This is a genomic window from Sphingobium sp. B11D3A, from assembly GCF_025961695.1.
Taxonomy (GTDB): domain Bacteria; phylum Pseudomonadota; class Alphaproteobacteria; order Sphingomonadales; family Sphingomonadaceae; genus Sphingobium.
Genome location: NZ_JAOQOE010000001.1, coordinates 1,044,129 through 1,067,979, shown reverse-complemented (window position 1 = coordinate 1,067,979; position 23,851 = coordinate 1,044,129). Strand labels below are relative to the sequence as shown.

The 23,851-nt window shown below is 64.7% G+C and carries 14 protein-coding genes and 1 riboswitch; of the genes, 13 read left to right on the top strand and 1 reads right to left on the bottom strand.

The window, feature by feature from the left end; all coding sequences use genetic code 11:
* Window positions 1-11: 11 nt before the first annotated feature.
* The 9 genes from M2332_RS05060 to M2332_RS05020 are packed head-to-tail and all read left to right on the top strand — an operon-like array spanning window position 12 to window position 10,263.
* A complete protein-coding gene (locus M2332_RS05060; protein ID WP_264573213.1) occupies window positions 12-1,127 on the top strand; it encodes a CapA family protein in 1,116 nt (371 codons plus the stop codon).
* Window positions 1,124-1,576, top strand: coding sequence for a TRAP transporter small permease subunit (locus M2332_RS05055; protein ID WP_181560754.1), 453 nt, complete (start codon window positions 1,124-1,126; stop codon window positions 1,574-1,576). The genes M2332_RS05060 and M2332_RS05055 overlap by 4 nt, the downstream gene beginning before the upstream one ends.
* Window positions 1,573-2,883 (top strand): TRAP transporter large permease, encoded by a 1,311-nt coding sequence (locus tag M2332_RS05050; RefSeq protein WP_264573212.1) that lies wholly within the window; start codon window positions 1,573-1,575, stop codon window positions 2,881-2,883. The genes M2332_RS05055 and M2332_RS05050 overlap by 4 nt, the downstream gene beginning before the upstream one ends.
* A complete protein-coding gene (locus M2332_RS05045; RefSeq protein ID WP_264573211.1) occupies window positions 2,880-3,770 on the top strand; it encodes a hypothetical protein in 891 nt (296 codons plus the stop codon). The genes M2332_RS05050 and M2332_RS05045 overlap by 4 nt, the downstream gene beginning before the upstream one ends.
* Window positions 3,767-5,851 carry a CaiB/BaiF CoA-transferase family protein gene (locus M2332_RS05040; protein WP_264573210.1) on the top strand — a complete coding sequence of 695 codons (2,085 nt, stop codon included), beginning with the start codon at window positions 3,767-3,769 and terminating at the stop codon, window positions 5,849-5,851. The genes M2332_RS05045 and M2332_RS05040 overlap by 4 nt, the downstream gene beginning before the upstream one ends.
* Window positions 5,848-7,149 (top strand): 2-hydroxyacyl-CoA dehydratase subunit D, encoded by a 1,302-nt coding sequence (locus tag M2332_RS05035; RefSeq protein WP_264571399.1) that lies wholly within the window; start codon window positions 5,848-5,850, stop codon window positions 7,147-7,149. Before M2332_RS05040 ends, M2332_RS05035 begins: the two co-directional genes overlap by 4 nt.
* Window positions 7,146-8,183: a TRAP transporter substrate-binding protein DctP gene (gene dctP, locus M2332_RS05030; protein WP_264571398.1), complete on the top strand. Its 1,038-nt coding sequence runs from the start codon at window positions 7,146-7,148 to the stop codon at window positions 8,181-8,183. The genes M2332_RS05035 and dctP overlap by 4 nt, the downstream gene beginning before the upstream one ends.
* A complete protein-coding gene (locus M2332_RS05025; protein ID WP_264573209.1) occupies window positions 8,180-9,103 on the top strand; it encodes a hypothetical protein in 924 nt (307 codons plus the stop codon). Before dctP ends, M2332_RS05025 begins: the two co-directional genes overlap by 4 nt.
* Window positions 9,100-10,263, top strand: a complete 1,164-nt coding sequence (locus M2332_RS05020) for a CaiB/BaiF CoA transferase family protein (protein ID WP_264573208.1) — start codon at window positions 9,100-9,102, stop codon at window positions 10,261-10,263. The genes M2332_RS05025 and M2332_RS05020 overlap by 4 nt, the downstream gene beginning before the upstream one ends.
* A gap of 520 nt (window positions 10,264-10,783) precedes the next feature.
* Here M2332_RS05020 and M2332_RS05015 read toward each other — a convergent pair.
* On the bottom strand, window positions 10,784-11,206 hold the full coding sequence (locus tag M2332_RS05015; RefSeq protein WP_264573207.1) for a MarR family winged helix-turn-helix transcriptional regulator: 423 nt from the start codon (window positions 11,204-11,206) through the stop codon (window positions 10,784-10,786).
* Window positions 11,207-11,561: 355 nt separating this feature from the next.
* On the opposite strand from M2332_RS05015, the gene M2332_RS05010 reads away from it, so the two are divergent.
* The 4 genes from M2332_RS05010 to M2332_RS04995 all read left to right on the top strand — a co-directional run bounded on the left by M2332_RS05010 (window position 11,562) and on the right by M2332_RS04995 (window position 23,792).
* Complete coding sequence (locus M2332_RS05010) at window positions 11,562-14,381, top strand: TonB-dependent receptor plug domain-containing protein (protein ID WP_264573206.1); 2,820 nt, start codon at window positions 11,562-11,564, stop codon at window positions 14,379-14,381.
* Complete coding sequence (locus tag M2332_RS05005; RefSeq protein WP_264573205.1) at window positions 14,378-15,766, top strand: MFS transporter; 1,389 nt, start codon at window positions 14,378-14,380, stop codon at window positions 15,764-15,766. Before M2332_RS05010 ends, M2332_RS05005 begins: the two co-directional genes overlap by 4 nt.
* A gap of 261 nt (window positions 15,767-16,027) precedes the next feature.
* Window positions 16,028-17,170, top strand: a complete 1,143-nt coding sequence (locus M2332_RS05000; protein ID WP_264574897.1) for a pyridoxal phosphate-dependent aminotransferase — start codon at window positions 16,028-16,030, stop codon at window positions 17,168-17,170.
* A gap of 299 nt (window positions 17,171-17,469) precedes the next feature.
* Window positions 17,470-17,544: riboswitch (cyclic di-GMP riboswitch) on the top strand.
* A 191-nt stretch (window positions 17,545-17,735) separates the two neighbouring features.
* Window positions 17,736-23,792 carry an autotransporter domain-containing protein gene (locus M2332_RS04995; protein ID WP_264573204.1) on the top strand — a complete coding sequence of 2,019 codons (6,057 nt, stop codon included), beginning with the start codon at window positions 17,736-17,738 and terminating at the stop codon, window positions 23,790-23,792.
* The last annotated feature ends 59 nt before the right edge of the window (window positions 23,793-23,851 follow it).

Genomic DNA, 23,851 nt, shown 5'->3' with positions numbered 1-23,851 from the left:
GCGGAGCGAACGTGGGGAAGGAGGCGATCTCGATTGTGCTGGCAGGCGATCTGGTTCTGGATGAGCCAGATGGCGCCTACTGGCTGGCCGGGATCGCCCCCGCCCTGCGCGCTGCCGACCTCGCGGTGGGGCATCTGGAAGTGCCCCACACGGCGAGTGTCGCCGAACTCAAGGGAGATGTGCCGGCCCCCGGTGCGCCGCCCGAAAATCTTGCCGCCATCGCGCAGGCAGGGTTCGGGATGCTCAGTCTTGCCGGCAATCACATCGCCGATTGCGGTCCCCAGGGCATTGCCGACACGCTGGCCAGTCTCGATGCGCAAGGCGTGCATCACACCGGCGCGGCGCTGACGCTTGCAGCTGCTCGCGCGCCGGCGATCGTGACGCGCGGTGGCCATCGGATCGCGCTGCTGAGCTATAATTGCGTTGGCCCGGAAAACAGTTGGGCCGGTAAGGATACTGCCGGCTGCGCCTTTCTGCGGGTCGATACGGCAGACGGCGCGCCGATTGCGCCGGCGGCTGCGCTCACCACGCTGACCGCAGAGGCCGTCGCGACCTTGCGGGAGGATATCGTGGCCGCGCGCCAGCAAGCGGACATCGTGCTCGTGGCCCTCCACAAGGGTATCGTTCACACACCGGCGCAACTCGCGCCTTACGAACGCGCGGTTTCTCATGCTGCGATCGATGCGGGGGCGGACGTCGTAATCGGTCACCATGCGCATATCGTGCGCGGTATCGAATTTTATCGTGGGAAGCCGATTTTCCATGGACTTGGCAATGGCTGCGTCGTCACCAGTGCGCTCAGTCCGGCGCAGGATCATCCGGCCCGCGCGGAATGGGCGGAGCGGCGGCGCAAGCTCTTCGGTTTCGAGCCGGACCCGGCTTACACGCTCGCGCCCTTTCATCCTGAAGCGGTGAACGCCTTTCTCGGCACCATCCGTCTCCATGGTGGCGGCGCGATGGACGTGGGCATCATCCCCGTCGATGTCGAAGCACCGGGGCGGCCCGTGCTCGCCTCGCCAGCCCGCGCGGCGGACATCCGGTCCTATGTCGAGCGTATCACGCGAAAGGCGGGACTGCCTGCCATCACAATAGCGGCCGACGGTCGCGTCGAAGAGGTTGGCGCATGAATTCTGCCAGGGTTGCCATGGTCTGGATCGGGGGGGGCGCCCTGATCGCGGCCGCGCTGTTGAACCTGCTCGCCGTGATCGGGCGGCACACCGGCCTGCCGCTCAAGGGCGCGATCGAGCTGGTTCAGGTCGCGGTTCTGGTCGCCGGAGCGCTGGCGCTCGTGGCGGCGACGATCGCCCGGAACCATGCCCGCGTGCATCTGATCCTCGATCGGCTGACGGGCGTTCGGCGCGACATTGCCGAGCGCACCTGCACGGCGCTCTCGATCGTCTTCTATGCAGGGTTGCTCGCCGGCTCCTGCTGGCTCGCGTCCGATCTCTGGAATAGCCAGGAAGTGAGCGAACTGGTCGGCGTGCCATGGCGGTGGATGCGCGCCTTCCTCAATGCCTCGCTTGTTGTCGTCATTGTCCTGCTGGTCCGCCAGCTCGCCGAGCGGCCCCGCTCATGATGTTCGCCACACCCGAGACAGGCTTTATCGGCCTGCTGATCCTGTTGACCATTCTCATGGCCGGCTTGCCGATCGGCGTGTCGCTCGGCCTTGTCGGCTTAGGCGGCTTGATGATCGTGCTGGGGCCGGAAGCGGCGCTCATCAAGGCGGGCGTCGTCGTGGTCGAGACGCTGACCCGCTACGAGCTGGGTACGCTGCCGCTCTTCATGCTGATGGCGCATCTCTTCTTTTCCGCCAATGCCAGCGGCGACCTGTTCGATGCCGCGGCCAAGATGATCGGTCACCGGCGCGGCGGCCTCGCTTATGCGTCGGTGGGCGGGTGCGCCGGCTTCGGATCGATCAACGGATCGAGCCTGGCGACGGCGGCGACCATCGGCCTCGTCGCCCTGCCGGAAATGCGCCAGCGCGGCTATTCCGACGCCCTGGCGACCGGCACGGTCGCGGCGGGCGGCACGCTCGGCCAGATGCTGCCGCCATCCGGCGCGTTGATCGTTTATGGCATCATTGCCGAGCAATCGATCGGCAAGCTGTTCACCGCGACGCTGATCCCGGGCATCTCGCAAATGCTCTTCTACTGCCTGGTCATCTGGCTGCTCTGCCGCTGGAAGCCCTCGATCGCCCCGGCCAGCGCGCGTGCGAGCTGGCCCGAGCGTGGCCGGGCGATGCTTAAGATCGCAGACATGCTGCTGCTGGTCGCCGTGGTACTGGGCGGCATCGTGCTGGGCTGGTTCAGTCCCTCGGAGGCCTCATCCATCGGCACGGCTGGCGCGCTGGTCATCACCGCCTGGCGTGGCCGCCTGAACCGTGACGTGCTGTTCCGCGCCTTCTCGGAAACGTTGCGCACGGCGGGGCTTATCTTCCTCGTCATCATCGGTGCGATCACCTTCTCGGTCTTCATCAGCGTCACCGGTCTGACCGAGGCGGTAGGCAGCAGCGTGACGCAAATGGGCCTCGGCACCATCCCCACGCTCCTCGTCGTGGCGGTTCTGCTGCTGCTGCTCGGATCGGTGCTGGATGGCCTTGCGCTGATGCTGCTCACCACGCCGATCCTGCTCCCGATCGTCGAGAGCGTGGGCATGTCGCCCATCTGGTTCGGCATCTTCATCACCCGCGCGATGGAGATCGGCTTCGTCCACCCACCGCTCGGCATGAACCTCTACGTGATTCAAGGCGTGGCGAAGGATGTGCCGCTCGGCCGCATCTTCCGGGGCGTGATGCCCTTCCTTGCCAGCGATCTCATCCACCTGCTGCTCATCATTCTCTTGCCGGCCATGGTGCTGTGGCTGCCCACCGTATTTGGACAATGACCATGATCGCTTATGTCGGCCCCGATCTGCCGCAAGACTTGCTCGCCGCGACGGGCGCCTGTTCCGGCCCGGTGGCCTGGAACGTCGATCGCGCCATGCCCACTGCCGACCGCTGGCTGGAAAGCAAATTCCCGTTCTGGGCGCGATCTATCGTGCAGGACTGGGCGGATGGGGCCCTGGACAGTTTCGATGCCGTCATCTTCTCCCGAGCGGACGACGCTGCGCAACGGCTCTATTACTATATCTGCGAGCTACGCAGACAGGGAGAGGTCAAGGGCCCCGAGCCGCTGATCTTCGACGTCGCGCGGATCGCCCGCTCGAGCAGCGCGGCGCATATGGTGGCCGCTGTCCGCCAGCTTGCCGATCGGCTGGGGCTGAATGCCCCCGCACTGGAGCGTGGCATCGCCGAAACGAACCGGCGTCGCGCATCGGCCAGCGGGATGGCGGGCATGGCTGCGCGTTGTTGCCTGCTGGCTGGCACGCCGCCGCCTGATCGCCGTCTCCATGCCGTCATCGAGGCGGCGCGCTGGTCCGCATGCGGACCGACGCTGGTGGATGCCTGGCAAGATCCGGGCGCGGCCGTTGAGGAGGCGAGCGGCGATCCGATAACCGCCATCGCGCGCCAGCTCCATGCCGGCTCGCAGAGCGGCCGCGCCTTTTTCGATCGCGCATCGGATCTGGTCGACAGGGCGCGGACATTCGGCGCCTCGGCGGTCGTGCTCTGGTTTGCGGAGGAGGATGAGGCGCGCATCTGGCATCTGCCCGCGCAGCGTGAGGCCTTGTCACAGGCCGGTATTTCCAACCTCATCATGACGCGGCGCGACTGGCGCGGAACTGACGGCGCGGCCGGCGAGATTACGCAATTTCTGAAGGAGCTGTCTGCATGATGCCGTTATCCGGTCATCGCGTCGCCATTCTGGGCGGCATGGCGGATCGGCCACTGGCCCGTTTCCTGGCTTCGATCGGGGCGGAGCTGGGCGGTCCGGTGGAGGGCGCATCGTTCGTCATCGACGATATCGGGCTGGAGGGGTTGGGGGGCATTGCCATCCCGGAGACTGCCGTGCACGTGTCAGTCACCAGCTTCGGCTCGGGTGGTCCACGGTCGCAATGGAAAGGCGGCGAGCTGGTGGCCTCTGCCATGGGAGGTGCCCTCCGCGTGACCGGCGAGCCGGATCTGGCACCGGTGAAGGAAGCGGGGGATGCCTGCACCTTCCACGCGGATATGGTGGCTGCGGCCGGGGCAATGGCCGCCCATTATTCGCGCGGCACGCACGGAAAGGGGCAACATGTCGATGTCTCGATCCAGCAGGTGGCCTTCAGTCGCAATTTCAACGGCGTGCTGTGCTGGCAGTTCGACCGGCGCAAGCTCACGCGTGTGGGCGGTGCGCTCGCTTATGGCAAAGCGACCGTGCGGGCCATCTGGCGGCTGGCGGACGGCTGGTGCTTCCACTCGCTGATGACCGGGCGGCTCGGCGCGCCCGCCAATCAGGCCCTCTCGGACTGGATGGATGAAGTCGGTGTCCCCAATCCGCTGCACGGCACGGACTGGCTGAGCTACAATCGCTCTACGCTGCCGGCCGACACGCGGGCGCTGTGGGAGGCAGCGATCGCCGCCTTCTTCCTCTCGCGCACCAAGCATGAGATCGCGACCGAAGGGCTGAGGCGCGGCATCAATGCCTGCGTGGCGAACGAGCCGGGCGATGTGCTGGCCGATCCGCATCTGGCGGCGCGCCACTTCTTCGATACGCCTTCGGGCCTGCCGGAGCGCTTCGCGACGATCCGCAAGGGCGCTGCCATTGCCGCGCCCGCCATCCACACCGGCGAGCGGCCGGGGCCGCTGGCGGGCGTTCGGGTGCTGGATTTCGCCTGGGCTCTGGTCGGATCGATCACGACCAAGACGCTCGGTGATCTTGGCGCGGAGATCGTGAAGATCGAGAGCCGCACGCGGCCTGATCTTGCCCGTCTCGACGTGCAGGTTTCCGCGTCCAGCCCAGGCAATTGGGACGACAAGCCCTGGTTCGCGCATCTCAACAGCTCCAAACGCAGCCTCTCGCTGAACATGAAGAAACCGGAGGCGCGTGAACTCATCGATCCGCTGATCGACTGGGCCGATGTGGTGGTCGAGAATTTCTCCCCCGGCACGATGAAGAAGCTTGGCCTCGATTATGATGCACTGGCGGCGCGCAACCCGGGCATCGTCATGGTGTCGGGCAGCGTGTTCGGCCAGACCGGTCCGCTGGCGCAGGAATGGGGTGTCGACGGGACCGGTGGCGCACTCTCGGGACGGACCTTCCTCACCGGCTATCCGGACCGCGATCCCGTCATCCCCGGCGCGGTGCCCTATGGCGACGTCATCGTGCCGTTCGTCATGGCAGGATCAGTGGCGGCGGCGCTGCAGCATCGCCGCGAAACCGGGCTTGGTTGTCATATCGATGCCTCGATGTACGAGATCTGCGTGCAACAGATGCGGGACTATCTGGCGGCGGCGCGGCGCGGCGAGTGCCCGCAGCGCTCGGGCAATGCGGATCCCGCTGTTTTCTTTCAGGATGTCTTCCAGGCGCAGGGCGAGGATCGATGGGTGGCGATCAGCCTGAGGGACGAAGCAGAGCTTGCCAGACTCCACGCCATTGCCGGCGGCGACGTCGCGGCGTGGGTCGCGCAACGCGCCGACCATGCCATTATGGCCGAGCTTCAGGCCGCCGGCATCGCCTGCGGTGTGGTGCAGGATTGTGAAGACATGATCGATCACGATCCGCAACTTGCCGGGCGCGGCGCGTTGGTGACGCTTGACCACCCGCTGCTTGGGGCATTCGGCCACATCGCAACCCCCATCAAATTTTCGCATGATCGCTTGGAGCCGTTCCGCGCGCCGCGCATGGGCGAGCATGCTCACGCCATCGCCCGCGACATTTGCGGCCTCTCAGAGGCCCGCATCGCACAGCTCGACGCTGCAGGAGTTTTTGAATGAGCCAGGATGTCTCGACGCGGGCAACAGGGCAGCGCAGCCGCAAGGATCTGGCCTGCACGGCAGCAGCCAGCGCCTATCAGAAGCAGTTCGGTGCGGATCTGCGGCGCCGGGTCGTGGATGAGGGCGAGCCTTTCGCCATCGTGCAGGCCGACACGCCGCACGAAATCTTCCACGTGATGGATATTCCGATCATCACCAACCAGTGGTGGTCGGCCTATATTTCGGCAAAGCAGCTCTCGAACCAGTATTTTGAGGTAATGGCCCGGCATGGCTATCCGGAGAATAGCTGCAAATATTGCTCGCTGGGCCTTGCCTGCACGCTCGCGAACGATCCTAAGACCGCCCCTTGGGGAGGCCTGCCCACGCCGACTGTGCTGGTGGCGCGGCTGACCTGCGACTGCATTCAGCATGTCTTCGGCCAATGGGCGCAGGCGCTAGGCAGCGAATTTTTTGCGATGGAGGCGCCGGCATGGGAGCACAAGGACCCGCGCTGGTTCGAGCATAGCCGGGGCGACTGGCGCCAGGTCTACGATGCCGATCGTATCGCGCTGATGGTCGCGGAGATGCGTGATCTGATCGCCCTGCTGGAGAACCGCACCGGGCGAAAGTTCGACGAGGCGAAGCTCCACTATCTGATGGAGCGGATCAACGAGCAGGAGGGCTATATCTGGGAGGCGGCGCAGGCCATCGGCCGGGCGCGGCCTTGCCCCGTGTCGATCGCCGAGCAGATGCCCAACACGATGATCCCGCAATGGCATCGCGGATCGGATTGGGCGGTCGCCCATGCCAAACGTTTCCGCGATGAGGTGATGGAGCGCATCGCAAATGGCACCGGCTCTGCCAGCAACGAGAAGGTCCGCCTCATGTGGATCGGCGCGGGTGTGTGGCACGACCCCGGCTTCTATCAGGCCCTGGAGGAACGGCTCGGCGCGGTCTTCGTCTGGTCGATGTATATGCCGTTCGCCGGGCCGCAATATATCCGTGAGCTGCAGGGCGAGCCGATGGATGCGCTGGCCAGCCGTATCTGCTCCATGAACGAAGTGCTGCACCTGCCGCCGTGGATGAACGGCTGGATGACCAGCGAGGCGGAGCGCTGCGGCATCGACGCCTGCGTTGTGTTGCTCCCGCCGGACAACCGCCTCTCGCAATCGGGCACAAAGCTGACCGCGCTGTCGCTGGAGGCAGCAGGCGTGCCGGTGCTGACCATTGATGCCGACATGGTGGATGCCAAGAACTGGGACCATGACAGGATGGTGGCGACGGTGGCCAGCTTCCTCGCCGAGCGGGGGCTTGCATGAGGCTGCGGGCGTTCCTGCCTTCGCTACTACTGCTGCTGGCGTCCTGCGCCCGGCCTGTGCCGCAGGACGTAACGGAACTCACTTATGCAACGCCCTACAGCCCCAATCATCCGTTCAGCAAAGCGGATCAGGCGTGGATGGCGTTTGTCGAGCAGCGCTCGCACGGCCGCATCCGCATCCGGCCGAGCTGGTCCGGGGCGCTGCTTTCGTCCGACATGTCGATGGAGGAACTGCGCCACGGTGTCGCGGATGTGGGGCTCATCACGCCCATCTACGCGCGCGGCGGCGCCCATCTCATCCGCATCCAGACGGGTTTCTACGGCGGTGCGGACAGCATTGAATCCCAACTTGCGCTCTATCGTTGCATCGCGGCGGCGAACCCCGAGATCGGCCACGAGCTGGAAGGGCTCAAGGTGCTGGCGGTGCAGGGCGGATCGCTCGCCGGCGTCGTCACCACCAGCAGGCAGGTGAACTCCTTGGCCGATCTGCGCGGCCTGCGTCTGCGCGCGCCGACGGAGCTGCTGAGCGTGCTCGAATCCCTCGGCGCCGATCCGGTGAACATGCCGATGGCTGACGTCTATTCGGCCATGGCGAAGGGTGTGATCGATGGCGTCATCGCACCTGGCGACACGTTCAAGTCGCTACATTTCGCCGAGGTCGCCCGCCACTATAACAACCTCGCTATTCCACGCGGCGCCTATCCTGCTCGGGCGATGGGGATGGAGCGCTGGAATCGGCTGAGTGCGCAGGATCGGGCTATCCTCGAGGAGTCGCAAGCGGTCTGGGAAGCAGCGCTCGCGCGCGAGATCTATGCTGCGCTTGAAAAGGGACTGGAAGAAGCGCGCGCCCAGCATGTGACGATCAATGGCGTGTCGCGTCAGGAGCAGGCGCGGTTTGATGCGCTCTATCTGCGCGATTCGGAGGGCAATGCCCGCGAGCTGTCCCGCTTCGGCATTGATGGTCTCAGGGCGTTCCGCACCGCACGCGCTTCCGTGCAGGGTCGCGACAAAATTCAGTGTGGAGGAAATCAATGAAGCACGTCGCGCCGCTGCTCTGTGCTTTGGCTGCCATCCTGCAGGCCCCTTCCGCATCGGCCCAGATACCTTCTGGCATCATCGGAGCTCCCGGCGGAACAGGCGATCTGCCCGCGATTGCGGAAGGGCGAGCGGATGCGCCCGGCTACACCATCTATCGCCCGGCGAAGCTGCCACAAAGACGCCTGCCGTTGGTGCTGTGGGGTAATGGTGGCTGCCGCAATGACGGGCTGTCGGCCAGTGGCTTCCTGCGCGAGATCGCCAGCCATGGCTATATCGTCATCGCCAATGGCGCGCCCAAAGGGGAGAAGCCATCGACGCAACCGACCGCTGGGACCGAGCGGGGACCCGAGCCGCCCATGCCGCCACCCGCAACCGCGGACGAAACCTCAGTGGACCAGCTCCTCGCTGCAATCGACTGGGTGAAGGGTAGCCCCTACGGACGCGACATCGATACCATGCAGATCGCGGTGATGGGACATAGTTGCGGTGGCCTGCAGGCGCTTGCCGCCGCTGCCGATCCGCGCATTCGCACGGCCGTTATCTTCAACAGCGGTGTGTACAACCGGCCAGGCAATGGCCTTAGCCGCGTCTCGATCGCCAAGGACGATCTGCGCAAGCTGCATACACCGGTCGCCTACATCTTGGGCGGACCGACCGACATCGCCTATCCCAACGGCAATGACGATGTGGGCCGCATTGATCATGTGCCCGTCTTCTACGCCAACAAGAACACGGGCCATGGCGGAACGTTCGGCGCGGTGAACGGCGGGGACTACGGCCGGATCGCGGTGGCGTGGCTCGACTGGCAACTCAAGCGTGACGCGAAGGCGGGTCAACTCTTCACGGGGGCGTCCTGCGGCCTTTGCAAAGACCCCGCATGGACGATCGTTCGCAAACAATTTCCGGAAAAACCATGACCCAACCGCTTGCGGGCATCCGCATCGCCGATTTCAGCCATGTGATGGCCGGGCCTTATGCGTCGCACCTGTTGCGGCTGATGGGGGCCGACGTCATTAAGATCGAGTCGCCCAAGGGCGACAATTTCCGCAGTTACGGATCGGATCCGCGCTTTGAAGGTCTCTCACCTGCATTCATTGCGGCCAATGCAGGGAAGAAGTCGATCATGCTGGATCTCAAGGATCCCGCCGACCTCGACATCGCCCACGCGATCGTGGCGCGGTGTGATGTGATGCTGGAGAACTTCCGGCCCGGCGTCATCACACGTCTCGGCCTTGGCTACGAGGCAGTTCGAGAACTGCGGCCGGATATCATCTTTTGCTCGGTGTCCGGCTATGGGCAGGACAGTCCTCAACGCGACTGGCCGGCCATCGACAATATCGTGCAGGCGACCAGCGGGATGATGATGCTGAGCGGCGAAGAGGGTGACCCGCCGGTGCGCGTCGGTTTTCCCATTGTCGATACGCTGACCGGCCAGACCGCGGCACTTGCCATCCTGTCCGCACTGGTACGGCGACTGCAGGGCGGCGGCGGCAGTTATATCGATGTGTCGATGTTCGATGCCAGCCTGGCCTTCATGACGTCGGCCGTGACGCCCTATCTGCTGACCGGGCAAGCGATGTCCCGCATGGGCAATACCGGCTATAGCGGCCTGCCCACCGCTTCGTTGTTCACAGCCAGGGACGGGCGGCAGATTTCGCTCGGCGTCGTGCAGCCCAACCAGTTTGCCGCGCTTGCCCGGTTCACCGGACGAGAGGACTGGCTGACTGATCCGCTGTTCGCCACGCCAGAAGCACGGCGGGCCAACTTCGACGCCATGAAGGCGGAACTGGAGAGGGTGTTCGCCACAAGGGATGCGGCCGCCTGGGAAGCAGGATTGAGCGAAGCTGGCATCCCTTGCGGGATGGTGCGCCGGGTCGATGAAGCGGCCGAACTGGCGCGTCCGGATGCGCTTGTATCCTTCGATATCCCCGAGGGACCTCTTACGGGACCAGTGCGCTACCCCGGTGCCGGCTTCCGCCTTACACCCGGTCTTCAAGTCGGCGAAGTCCCGCCTCGCCTCGATGAAAATCGGGCCGAGATTCTTGCTTGGCTCCACCGGGCGGAGCCAGGCCACTAGGCTGCCATGGACACACGCTTGTCACGAAGGCTGTCAGCAACCGCGACAAGAACTACGCGGCCGCAAAGATCGCTTGGCGGACGGAGCAACTGCAGAATAATATCGCTCCGTGTCTCAACGCGCTCGACTGTCCGATCGCAAGAAGAGCGCCATTGCAGACCGAAGACGAAGCGATTGACAGAGAAGATGTCCGGTTGCGTGTGCAGATGCGCGACCGTGCGGCACGTGAGGATGAAGTTCGCAATGCGCCGGGCCAAAGGCAAGAAAAGTGTCGCTTAAATTGCTTTAGACACATCATTTCTGATCGGGCTCGCTGCGCTGGTTTCCAGCCGTGCATATCTCGTTCTGGCGCTGCGGGGATCGGCGCACGAGATGGATATCGGACGGCAAAGTCGTGTCGCACCTCGCGGATGGGTAGCAGGCAGCGGTTGATCGCATCGCGGTTGCGGTGCAGGGGAGAGGTTGGGACGTTCGCCAGAGGCGCTATGCCGGGACCGTCTTCGACGGAGCAACCTGAGCTCTATCCCTCGCCTCGCCCATAATTCTCGATCGCCTGGCTAACCCGCTGGAGGACGGAGAGACAGGTCTCCAGCTCAGAGCGGGAGACGTCGCTGAGCAGTGCGTCCCTTATGTCGCTCACCTCCTGCGAGATCGTCTCGATGATCGGATGCGCCGCTGGCGTAAGGTGCAGGTTCTTGACGCGGCGATCCGTGCTGCTCTCACGCCGCTCAAGCAGCCCCTGACGGACGAGCTCGTCCACGATGGCCACCAAAGTGGCGCTGGTGACGGACATATGTTCCGCCAGTTCGGTCTGGGTAATCCCCGGCTGCAGTCGCGCCCAGGCGAGTACCCGCCAGCGGGGCTGTGTCTGGCCCGCGAAGCGCAGATGTTCATCCAGCAGATTGCGCCACGCACGGCCCGTGCCGACCAGCCACCAAGACATCTGCACCCGCAAATCAGCATCCGAACCGGGTTCCTGACCACGGGCCGGCGGCGGTCCTGGCACGAACCGCGCCTTCGCATCCTTTGCGGAAAACGGCGCGATTTTCGGCAAATCCTTTGCGTCTTTCGACCTTCCCATCATCGCCCTCCTGCCTTGTTGGTCTTGATGCTTCAACACCCATTGCCTTCACTTTAAAAGATAGGATATGAATTACTAGTCGCCCTAAACATTAGGGCGGTAAATTCATGTCCATGCGTGCTCTACGCCGTGCCACACAGGCGCGGTCGAGCGAACGATATGGGCAGAGATTGGGGAGAGGATTGCAATGCTGGCGCTTCGTCAACGAGTTCGGGTTTTGAGAAATTCTGCGGCCATTCTGGCGATGGCTGCGATCGGCGTGGCCTCTGCTGCGCACGCGCAGGATCAGGGCGGTCCAGCACCGCAGGCCGAGGATCAGGCCGCATCCGGTTCGCAGGAGATCGTCGTGACGGGCTCGCGCATCACGCGCGGCGGCTTCACCGCGCCGACCCCCGTCACCGCGATTGGCCGCGACCGACTCGAGACAACTGCCGCGACGAATATTGGCGACGTGCTGAGCCAGTTGCCGAGCTTTCGGGCCACCTCCAGTCCTTCCGCGACGCAGACGACTCCCGGCAATGCCGTCGGCTCGCGCGTGCTGGAACTGCGCAGCCTTGGCAGCGAGCGCACCCTGGTGCTGGTCAATGGCCGTCGGTTCGTGCCGACGACAGCGCGCGGGACGGTCGACACCAACTATATTCCCGGCATCCTCATCGATCGCGTTGACGTCGTGACCGGCGGTGCATCGGCGGCCTATGGTTCGGACGCGGTTGCGGGCGTCGTGAACTTCATCCTCAACAACAAGCTCGATGGCCTTCGCGCCGAGGCCCAGTCGGGCATTTCGCAGCGCGGCGATGACCGCACGATCTTCCTCTCAGCGGCCGGCGGCACATCCTTCGCCGGTGGCCGGGGCCACGTCGTGTTCGGCGGGGAGTATGAAGATAATGATGGCCTGGCGGACTGCTATCAGGCCCGCTCGCTGTGCGCGCAGGAGTGGACGCTCGTCGGCCGCCCGGCTGGCGCGGCCGGTGCGGGCGCCCCGGCGCTGAGCATTCTCAACAATGTCCACACCGCCACCATAGCCCCCGGCGGCCTCATCCTCAGCAATGGCCCGCTCAAGGGCCTGCAGTTTCTGCCGGATGGGACGACGGCGCCCTATGAGGTCGGCAGGCTCGCGGGTTCACTCTTTCAGCAGGGCGGCAGTGGGAAGGGCCAGAACGCCTTCCTCGCCGGCCTGCTTCTCAAGGTGCCGGTTGAGCGCTTCAGCACCTATGGCCATGCCGAGTATGAATTCAGCGACGCGCTCAAGGCCACGCTGGAAGCATCCTATGGCGAAGTCCGCGCGTTCTCGGTGAGCGCGCAGCTGCGCGACAGCACAGGCTCGCTGATCGGTCCGGTCCGCCGCGACAATCCGTATCTCCCGCGGTCGGTCACGGACGTCATGGATGCCAACGGCATCACCCAGTTCAACATGGGCCGCGCCGGGCTAGACCTCGGCAATGCCCGCGGCGCGACCAAGAGCACTGCCTTCCGTATCGTCGGCGGCCTTTCCGGCGCCATCACCGATGGCTGGACGTGGAACGCCTACTATCAATATGGCCGCAGCACCTATCATCAGGAAGCGACCAACAACCTCATCCGCTCGCGCCTGCTGCTCGCGGCCGATGTCACCACCGGTCCCGGCGGCACGCCCATCTGCCGCTCGACGCTCACCAACCCGAGCAATGGCTGCCAGCCGCTCAACCTGATCGGCGCCGGCCGCTTCAGTCAGGAGGCGCTGGCCTATGTCACCGGCACATCGATGCTCGACCTGAAGATCACCCAACAGGTTGCCGCGCTGGACGTGCAGGGCGATCTCGTCGACTTGTGGGCCGGCCCGCTGTCGCTGGCGGCTGGCGCCGAATATCGCCGCGACGAGGTGAAGGGCTCGACGGACCCGCTCTCGCCGACCGGCGCCTTCTACGTCTCCAACTTCGCTGCTTCCAACGGCAAGGTCGAGGTGAAGGAAGCGTTCGTCGAGGCGGTCCTGCCGCTCCTCAAGGATAGTGCGCTGGGCAAGAGCCTGGAACTGAACGGCGCCGCGCGCCGCACCGACTACAGCACGAGCGGCGCGGTCACCACCTGGAAGCTCGGCGGCGTCTATGAGCCGGTCGATTTCCTGCGCCTGCGTGGCACGCTCTCTCGCGATATCCGGGCGCCCAATGTGAACGAGCTGTTCGGCTCGGTCACGCGCAGCTTCTCGTCCTTCACCGATCCGGTGACGAGCAAGCAGGGCCTGATCGAAATCGTCTCGGGTTCCAACAACACGCTGCGCCCGGAGAAGGCCGATACCTTCACGGCCGGGGTGGTGCTGAGCAACCTGTCGTTTCTGCGCGGCTTCAACCTCTCGGTCGATTATTACAATATCCGCGTAAACGACGCGATCGCGCAGATCGGCTCATCGACCATCGCGACGCGCTGTCTGGTGAACAACGCGACCGAGTTCTGCCCGCTGATCACGCGGAACGGGGCAGGCGAAGTCACGCTGATAAACGACCGTCTGCAGAATGTGAATGGCTTCAAGACCCGGGGCCTGGACATCGAGGCGAGCTATCGCACCCGCATCGGGGCCGCCGCATCGCTCGACCTGCGGCTGCTGGCGACCAAGACATTCGACCTCATGATCATCGACAGCGCCGGTTCGGTCGACCGCGCCGGCCAGACCGGCTTCCGCGCCAGCAACACCCCCGGCGTGCCGGACTATGTGCTGGACGGCATGGCGACCCTCAAGGCCGGGCCTTTCAGCGTGAGTGCGCATGGCCGCTACATTCCCGAGGGCAAGTTCCTCGTCGAGTTCGTCGGCCCCGAGGATGCGGGCTACAGTGTCGGCCTCGCGAACAGCATCAGCACCAATCGCGTCGCCGCCCGCTTCTATGCGGACCTCACGCTGGGCTGGAACGTGAAGGCCGGCCGCAGCGATTTCGAATATTTCATCGCGATTCGAAACCTGTTCGACAAGGACCCGCCGATTGCGCCCAGCGCGGTGGGTATCACCAATCAGGTGCTATTCGATCAGGTCGGGCGCGCGTTCCGCGTCGGGGTGCGTCTCAAGCGATGAGCGAGCCGGTCGGCACGCAAGCCACGGGTGAGACGCAGCCGGCAATGGCCGGCGCGTCTGGAGCCGGCGACGATTGGCCGTCGCCGGCCCGCGCCTGGTACACGATCTGGCTGATCGCGTTCGTGACCATGCTCTCCAATGTCGACCGGAACATCATCAACCTGCTGGTCCAGCCGATCAAGCGCGACCTGGCGCTCAGCGACACCCAGATCAGCCTCATCATCGGCTTCGCCTTTTCGTCGGCCTATATGGTCGTGGGCTTGCCGATGGCTCGCGTCGCGGATCAGCGCAGCCGCAAGATGATCCTGACGGCCGGCCTGACGGTGTGGAGCCTGGCCACTGCGCTCTGCGGCATGGCGAGAAGCTTCGGCGGGCTGTTTTTCGCGCGCGGCGTCGTCGGGGGCGCGGAGTCCGTCGCCGGCCCCTCGTCCATGTCGATGATCTCGGACATGGTGCCAAGGTCAAAGCTGCCGCGTGCCTTCGCGGTCTATCAGCTCGGCATCAGCGCCGGTCAGGCCACGGCGTTGTTGGCCGGTGGCCTGCTGGTGGCGTTCTTTGCCGCGATGGGACCGGTCCACATCCCGGTTCTGGGCGAGATGCGCGAGTGGCAGCTCGTCTTCCTCGTCTGCGCCCTGCCGGGGCTGGCAACCGCCTTGCTCTTTCTCTTCACCGTGCGGGAGCCGGTGCGCCGCAATCGCCGCGGCAAGGGCAGCGTACCACTGCGCGAGGTGGGGGCGTATCTCCTGTCAAACCGCATATTGTTCCTTCCACTGTTCCTCAGCATCGGCATCGGCGCGATCGAGACGACGGGCCTCATGACGTGGCGCGCGGCCTTTTATGAGCGCACCTATGGCTGGGGTCCGGCGCAGATCGGGCCGCTGCTGGCGCTGTCGCTCCTCATCTCTACGCCGATTGCGTTGACGCTGGGCACCTGGTTTGCGGAATATATGGGCAAGCGCGGCAATCCCGATGCGATGGCGCGGGTCTGCTTCTATTCGCAAGCACTGTCCGCTCCCTTCGCGATCGCCACCTCGCTCATGCCCAGCCCCTGGCTCGCCTTCTTCTGCGGCATGATCTCCTCGATCATCGGCCTCGCCAGCGCGCCTGCGCAGAATGCGGCGATCCAGATGGTGACGCCCAGCGAGATGCGCGCCCAGATCAGCGCTGTGTATCTCTTCACCATCAGTGTCATCGGCAATGGTCTCGGGCCCCTGCTCATTGCGCTGGTGACCGATTTCCTGCTGAAGGACGAGAGCATGCTGCGCTATTCGATGGCGTTCTTCGCCGCCGTAATGGCCCCCGGCGGCGCAGCGCTCATGTATCTGGCGATCAAACCTTATGCTCAGGCTGTAAGGAGTTCTGGCTTCGGGGAGCCGTCCCGCTGAAGGGGGTCGGAGGCCCTGCTTCCGTGATGCAGGTTTCTGCGAGCTGCCATTTGACAGACTGCCTGAAAATGCGCGTCACGCGCAGGCCGACAATACGACCTGCCGTTTTCTTTCTGCCGAAAGCATTCTTCGAAGCGCCCGACGACGCTGGCGCAATTTTTTGATTTCACGGCAGATGCGCCGCGAGGATGAACGACGGCCGGGGTGGGGTTGCATCGTTGGCATCTGCGCGCCCGCCCGCTATCGGCGCTGTATCGAGCGATGGATGATCTGATGGAAGTCGAGCCGTTTCAGGCCATAGAATTGAGCAAGTTGGCCTATCACCTGGGTGCGGAGGGGCGCTCGGTTCTCCATATGGAGTTTGGCCAGCCCTCGACGGGGGCGCCGCAGGCTGCGCTGGACGCCGCGCGCGACGCGCTCGGCATCGATCCGATGGGCTATTGGGAGAGTCCTGCGCTGCAGGCGCGGCTCGTCCAGCTCTATCGGGAGCGGTACGGCATGGCAGCCGAGCCGGATCAGTTCCTGCTCACCTGCGGCGCCTCGCCGGCATTGGTCCTTGCGCTGAGCACCCGGTTTAAGGCGGGTGATCGGATCGCCATGGCCCGGCCGGGCTATGTCGCCTATCGCAACACGGTGCGCGCGCTCAACATGACGCCGGTCGAGATCGAATACGGCGAGCAGGCGCGCTTTCAGCTGACGGCGCGCGCGCTCGCGGCGCTGGATCCGGCACCGCAGGGTGTGATCGTCGCCAGCCCGGCCAACCCCACCGGAACGATCATCGCGCCGGCTGAACTGGAGGCGATTGCCAGGCTCTGCGCAGAGCGCGGCATCGCGATCATCTCGGACGAAATCTACCATGGCCTGAGCTATGGCGCGCCTTGCCGCTCGATGGGAGAATTCGCAGCCGACGCGATGATCGTCAGCAGTTTTTCGAAATATTACTGCATGCCCGGCTGGCGGCTCGGCTGGCTCTATGTGCCGCGCGCCATGGTCGAGCGTGCCCGCGCCTATATGGGCAGCCTGTTCCTGACCGCGCCGTCGATCAGTCAGCATGCCGCTTTGGCGGCGCTGGACTGCACGTCAGAACTGGAAGCGCATCGCGCCACTTACGCCCGTAACCGGGACATTCTGCTGGAGGCCCTGCCAGCGCTTGGTCTGCGACGGATCGCGCCGCCGGATGGCGCCTTCTACATCTATGCGGATGTCAGCGACTTTACCGATGATAGCCCGGCGTTCTGCAAGAAGCTGCTCGTTGAGACTGGGCTCGCCACGGGGCCGGGGGTCGACCATGATCCGGTCAATGGCCATCGGTTCATCCGGCTGAGCTTTGCGATCACGGAAGCCGAAGTGCGAGAGGCAGTTCGGCGCCTTTCGGCGTGGTTGCCCGACCAGCGACGGCTGTAACGATCACGTCGCGGGCGGGTGGTCCCCAACCATATTTTAGAGGAGCGGTTTGCAGTGCAATCGATGTCTTGCTTGCGCATCTGTTAATCATGGTTATCGGCTTAACAGGGCCGGTTGTGGCCTCGCTCCAGACCGACGACGGCGATTTTCACACGACAAATCAGCTGCATGGCCCCGCTCTGCATGCGCATCATCTCGACGAGGCCGGGCTTTTTTGTTGCGCTGCCGCTCAGCTAACGTTAACATTCCTCCTGAAGATGACGGCTCCGCCCATGGGCGTTCCCAAGGGTGTTCGTCGCCTTCGACAAGGGCAAACTGTCGGTAACGGCGGGACGCAAAGCCTCCGGCCCCAATGGGGTAGCGGGGCTACCGGGGGATGAAACAGAGCATTTTCGGATATCGTGTGTAACCTGCTGTGAGAAGGTCATGGGGTTCGTTTGAACCTCAGGCTGCGCTCCCTGTCGTCGCGCTTCGATCCCTGTCTCAAATCCCGTTGAACCGCACCTGCATGGCGGTTTGCCCTTCACATCATCTGGGCGGTGGGCCCACACGAGGGGATTTCGTAATGCAGGGCAAGGCAATCAAAACGCGCAGCACCGTTGGGCAGGCTCTCAAGGCCGGTCTGTTCAGCAGCGTCGGCATTGCGGGGATGTTGGCAGGCGCATCGGCCGCCCACGCCGAGCCTGGCATTTGCCAGACTGAGGGTAATGTGACCCTGTTTTTCTGCGAACCCTCGTCGGTTAAGGCTCGTATTGAAGGAGGCGATACCAGCCTCATTGTGAACGGCGCACAGGATGAGTGGAGTATCACGGGCGATGGCGTCAGCTATTATACGTGGGACAATACAGCCTCTGGCGACATTACGTCGACGCTGCTCATCACCAATTCCACGATCAGCACCACCGATAATGGCGGCGTAAACGTCAGTTCCAATATCCAGGGTCGGAACGACATTTCGGTGACCTTGGGCCCGGACGTAACGGTTGACAGCGTGGGTGGCAACGGTGGCATCTGGGTTCGCAACCAGATCGCGGGCGACATCGTGATCGAGAATGGCGCCGCGCTGACGGTCTCAGGCGTGGAAACCAATGGCATCTCTGCCACCACCAACGCAGGATCGGTGAACATCACCAATAGCGGGGCCATCACGGTCCAGCAAACCATCGGGGCCGCAGACTTCACCCAGCGGGGAATTTACGCCGACGGCGGTTTCAACGATGCCGACCCGGTCGAGGTGACCGTGACGAACACTGGCCAGGTGGAGGCTCAGGCGGCGGGTATCCGCGTCGTCAATTACAACGGTTTGGCGAAAATCACGAACAACGCCTACGTTTCTTCGGTGAACAATCAGGCGCTGGTCGGCTGGACGCCGAACGGCGAAGTGGTGGTCGACAATCAGGAGCAGGGTGAGGCTATCTCGGCCAACGGCCCGGCGATTCAGGGCGCCTCGCAGATCGGCAATATCACCATCACCAATGCAGGCATTGCGGAGGGCACCACCGGCATTCTCGCCGTCGCCGGCTTCGACGAGGATGCGCCCGGCTCTGGTAAAATCACCATCACCAACAGCGGCATTGTCACTGGCAGAACCGGAAGCGCAGTTCAGGCGCGCACGCCGCTTGGCGATGTGGTCATCAGCAACACCGGCACGCTGCAATCGCTGAGCGGGATCGCGGCTGTCGATGCAGACACACTTAGCGGCATGGTCCAGATCACCAATTCCGGGTCGATCCTGGGTGAAACCGGTATCGTCACCAACAGCGCGGCGACCACGATCATCAACGCCGGTACCATCGAAGCCTCGCCTTCCTTCGGCCACGCCATTCTGATGGGCGCCGGGGACGTGACGCTGGAGTTGCATGCCGGCTCCAACATCATCGGCCTCGTCGCGGATGCGGATATCGCGAGCGGCACCAATACCCTGGCGCTGGGCGGCGCCATCAATGCGTCATTCGACGCCGGATTGGTCGGCACGCAATATTATGATTTCGATGAGTTCGTGAAGGTAGGGACCGGCACCTGGACGCTCACGGGGACAGGGACGACCGGCTGGACGGTCCGCGAAGGGACGCTGAACGCTGCCAGCAGCGACGCATTCGGTGTGGGTCAGGCCTATGTCGTTGAAGGGGGCGTGCTGGGCGTGGGGGGCTCCACCTATCAGGCGACCCTGGGCTCGCTCACTGTCGGAGAAGCTGGCCTTGTCTCCACCGATGGCGGCGTGCTCGTGCTCGACCAGAGCAGCGACACCGTCTTCGCCGGCACGTTGGTCGGCCAGGGCAGGTTCGTCAAGGCGGGCGAAGGTGCGCTCGCCTTCACCGGCAATGGCGCTCTCTTCAACGGTGCGCTGGATGTCACCGGCGGTGCCTTTGACCTCACGGGCGACTTCAGCGCCAGCACGGTGACCGTGGGCGGCGCGGAGCTGGCTTCGCTCAATATCAAGGCGGCGGGGCAGCTCAACTCTGTCTCGGCGGCCATTGGCATGAATGGCACCGCGGGGAGCGTTACCGTTGACGGCGGCGCGAGTTGGATCAACTCAAGCCTCATCGAGATCAGTCGCAATCCCAATTCCTCCGGGTCGCTGACCATCACAAATGGCGGCTCGGTCGAAACTGTGAATGGCAGCATTTACATGGGCGCGGGCGGCTCGGTCAGCATCAGTGGTCAGGGTTCGGCGCTCCGTGTCGGTACGCTGCATTCCGAACTGCCGGCCGACTGGGTTTCGGCCGATGGCTGGTTCAGTGCGGATGAGGGCAGCATCTCGGTGACCGACGGTGGTTTGCTGGAGGCTGACGGCAGCTATATCGGCGGAAACGGGTCCGGCACGGCGACGATGATCGTCGACGGTGCCGGCACGGTGTGGCGCAACGGCCTCAGCCTGTACATCGGCGGAACGGGCAACGACACCGTTGGCCAGGGCAATGTGACGGTGTCCGGCGGCGCTGAAGTCACGTCCTACACCAGCGCGCTTGGTGTCGACACCGGCTCGAGCGGAACGCTGACGCTGACCGGCGAAGGCACGACCTACAGTGTTCTCGCCCGTAACGGCTACGCCGGCAACATGCGGGTCGGCTACAGCGGCACGGGCACCGCCACGGTTTCCAACGGCGCCCTGCTGTCGGCAGCCGCCCTGATCGATGTGGCGAGCCAGGAGGGCAGCGGCGGTACGCTGACCATCGAGGCGGACGGCCGGGTCACCGGCGAATCCCTGCGAATCGGTGGGGCTCAGTCCGCTGTCGGCAGCGTCAGCCTCGATGGGGCAGGCTCCACGCTCGAGATCGGCAGCGGTCGCATCGGTGTCGGCATCTCTGGCCAGGGCATGCTGACGGTCAGCAATGGCGGCTCGGCGAGTTCGCAGGGCGCCATCCTTGGCTGGGAGTCGACCGGTCAGGGCACGGCTACCGTGAGCGGCGCGGGCAGCACCTGGACCAATGACGGCATTCTTTACGTCGGCAACGTCGGCGAAGGAACGCTCAACATCGCACAGGGCGGCCGGGTCACCAGCACGGATGGCTATGTGGGCACGGTCGGCGGCTCGAGAGGCGCTGTGAACATCAGCGGTGCCAACTCGGTCTGGGACATGAGCGGGCTATTCATTGCCGGCAACGAGGCGGGCGCACAGTCGACGATTTCGATCTCCAATGGCGGCACATTGCGCGCGGTGCAGGGCACGCTCGGCAATCTCACGGGATCGCAGGCCAGCATGATCGTGACCGGCGCCGGCTCGACTTGGAGTGCCTATAACGACGGCCTGACGAACTGGGCGGGTTACATCAATGTCGGCCTGTTCGGCAGCGGCACGCTGGAGGTTTCGGACGGCGGCAAGGTAGAGGCGGTGCGCGTCTACATCGGCAATGATGTCGCCTCGAGCGGCAGCGTGACGGTGACTGGCGCATCTTCGGCGATCCGGACGGAGGAAGGCCTCTATATCGGTGCCGAGGGAGCCGGCGTCCTGACGCTGGCCGATGGCGCAGAACTCGGTGCCCAGGTGATCAAGATCGGCAATCGCGCCGGCTCCACGGGCACGCTGAACATCGGCGCGGCGGCAGGCAGTGCGGCCCAGGCGGCTGGTGTGATCAACGCCGTGCAGGGCATTCAGTTCGGTGCCGGGGCCGGCAAGCTGGTCCTGAACCACAGCGGGACAGATTATGCACTTGCCGCCAGTCTGTCGGGTAATGGCGTGGTCGATGTTCTTGCGGGCACGACGGTGCTGACCGGCGATGGCAGCGCCTATACCGGCGCGTTTAATGTGAACGGCGGCAAGCTGGTGCTGGCCAACGCGATGAATGCCAGTTCGACCGCGATCGCGGTGGATGGCACCCTGCAGATCGGTAACGGCGGAACGGCCGGCACGCTGGCTGGCGACGTCCACGCCAACGGCACGCTGATGTTCAACCGCAGCGATGTTTCCAGCTATGGCGGCAGCATCACTGGGCACGGCACGATCGTGAACGCCGGGTCGGGCCGGTTGGTGCTGGCCGGCGATAGCAGCACGTTCGCTGGCCAGACCAAGGTTGATGCCGGGACGCTGCTGCTCACGGGCAAGCTCAATGGTGCCGTGACCGTCAACGCCAATGGCACGTTGCAGGTTGGCGATGGCGTCCGCAATGGCGAGCTGACCGCCAGCACGACCAACGACGGCACGCTGATCTTCAATCAGGTCGCAGACTATGATTACACGGGCGCTCTCTCTGGCAACGGCAGCCTGATCAAGCAGGGCGAGGGCACGCTGCTGCTCTCGGGCGACTATGGTTATACCGGGTCGACCGTGGTGCAGGCGGGCCGGGTGCGGCTGTTGGCGCAGCTCGACAGCGCGACCGATCTGGTCGTGGATGATGGCGAGTTCGACCTGAGCGGCACCGACCAGACCGTTGCGGGCCTCAGCGGCGCGGGCGGGACGGTGAGCCTGGGCACGAGCACGCTGACCGTCAACCAGAGCAGCAACACGCTGTTCGGCGGCAGCTTCAGCGGCAGCGGTACGATTGCGCTGAACGGTCCGTCCAGCGCGCCCGTCAGCATCAACCTGACCGGCGAGAGCTTTGGCTCGTTCACCGGTGCGCTCAACCTCGAGGGCATCGTGACGCGGGTGAACGGCTCGATGGGCGGCACGATCACGGTCGGCAGCGATGCGGCCCTGGGCGGTCGCGGGCAGGTGAACAATATCGTGGTCGGCAATGGCGGCACGCTACTGCCGGGCAACTCGATCGGCACGCTCACCGCAGCGGGCAATGTCGTGTTCCAGGCAGGCTCAACCTATGAGGTGGAGGTCAATGCCGATGGCGAGAGCGACAAGCTGATCGTCGGCGGGACGGCGACCATTCAGGGTGGCACGGTTTCGGTGCTGGCGGCTGCAGGCAATTATCGCTTCAGCAATGAGTACACGATCATCACGGCCGCGGGCGGGGTGACCGGGCAGTTTGCGGCCACCGATGTCGATCTGCCGTTCCTGACGCCGGAGCTGAGCTATGACGCCAATAATGTCAGGCTGGTGCTGACGCGCAACAATCGCAGCTTCGAGAGCGTGGCGGTGACGCCCAACCAGTTGGCCGTGGCGCTTGCGCTGGATGCGAGCGATGACAATGCCAGCCTGTCGCGCGCGGTAGCCGGGCAGCTTGAGGAAGCCGGCGCCGTCCGGGCGTTCGATGCGCTCTCGGGCGAGCTGTGGGCGACCACGGGCACGCTGATGGTGGACGGCACCCGCCGGCTTGGCGACATGGTGATCGGCCGCATGGAGCAGGCCGATGTCGTCAGCCGCACATTGGCCGGTGCCGGCTCCTCGGCCCGCACGCTGCGTGATGGCAGCACGGCGGTCTGGGGCCAGGGCATCGGTGCGTGGAGCACGCTCAAGAGCAATGGCAATGCGATCAAGGCGACGCAGAGCACCTTCGGCTTCATCACCGGTGTCGATACGGGCCTTGGTGGCTGGCGTCTGGGCGTGGCCTTCGCGCATGAGCAGAACAAGGTGCGGGTCGATGGGCGCAGCAGCGAGGCGACCGTCAACGGCAACAGCGCGCTGGTCTATGCCGGCGGTGGCTGGGGCGCCCTGCGCGCCCGGATCGGCGCTTCCTATAGCTGGCTGGACGTCAGTGGGACACGCAAGGTGGCGTTCCTGGGCGTCAATGATGCGCTGGCGGGCGATTATGATGCCAAGAGCGCCTCGGCGTTCGGTGAGGTGAGCTATGCTCTCCCGCTGGGCGCGGTAACCGCCGAGCCCTTTGCCGGCGTGACCCATGTCCATCTCAAGAGCGATGCCTTCACCGAGACGGGCAGCGCTCTGACCGCGCTGGGCGTCACGGACAGCACCCGCGATGTGACCTACACCACTTTGGGTCTGCGTCTGGGCGGGGCAGTGCCGGTCAGCGCCACCACGGTGCTCAGCCCGCGCGTCTCGGCGGCCTGGCTGCGCAGCTTTGGCGATGTCGATGCGACCAGCCGCAACATCCTCTCGACCGGCGAGGCCTTCTCGGTCGCGGGACTGCCCACGACGCGCGATACCCTGCGCCTTGAGGGCGGCGTGCAGGCCAATATCATGCCCGGCGGCTCCATCGGCGCCACCTACGTGGGCAACATCGGCGACCAGTGGAAGGACCACGGCGTCAAGATCGGCTTTAGCTACAGCTTCTGATCTCAGGCGGATGCTCCGGGAGGCGCGGCTGCGGCCGCGCCTCTCTTGACCGAATTCCA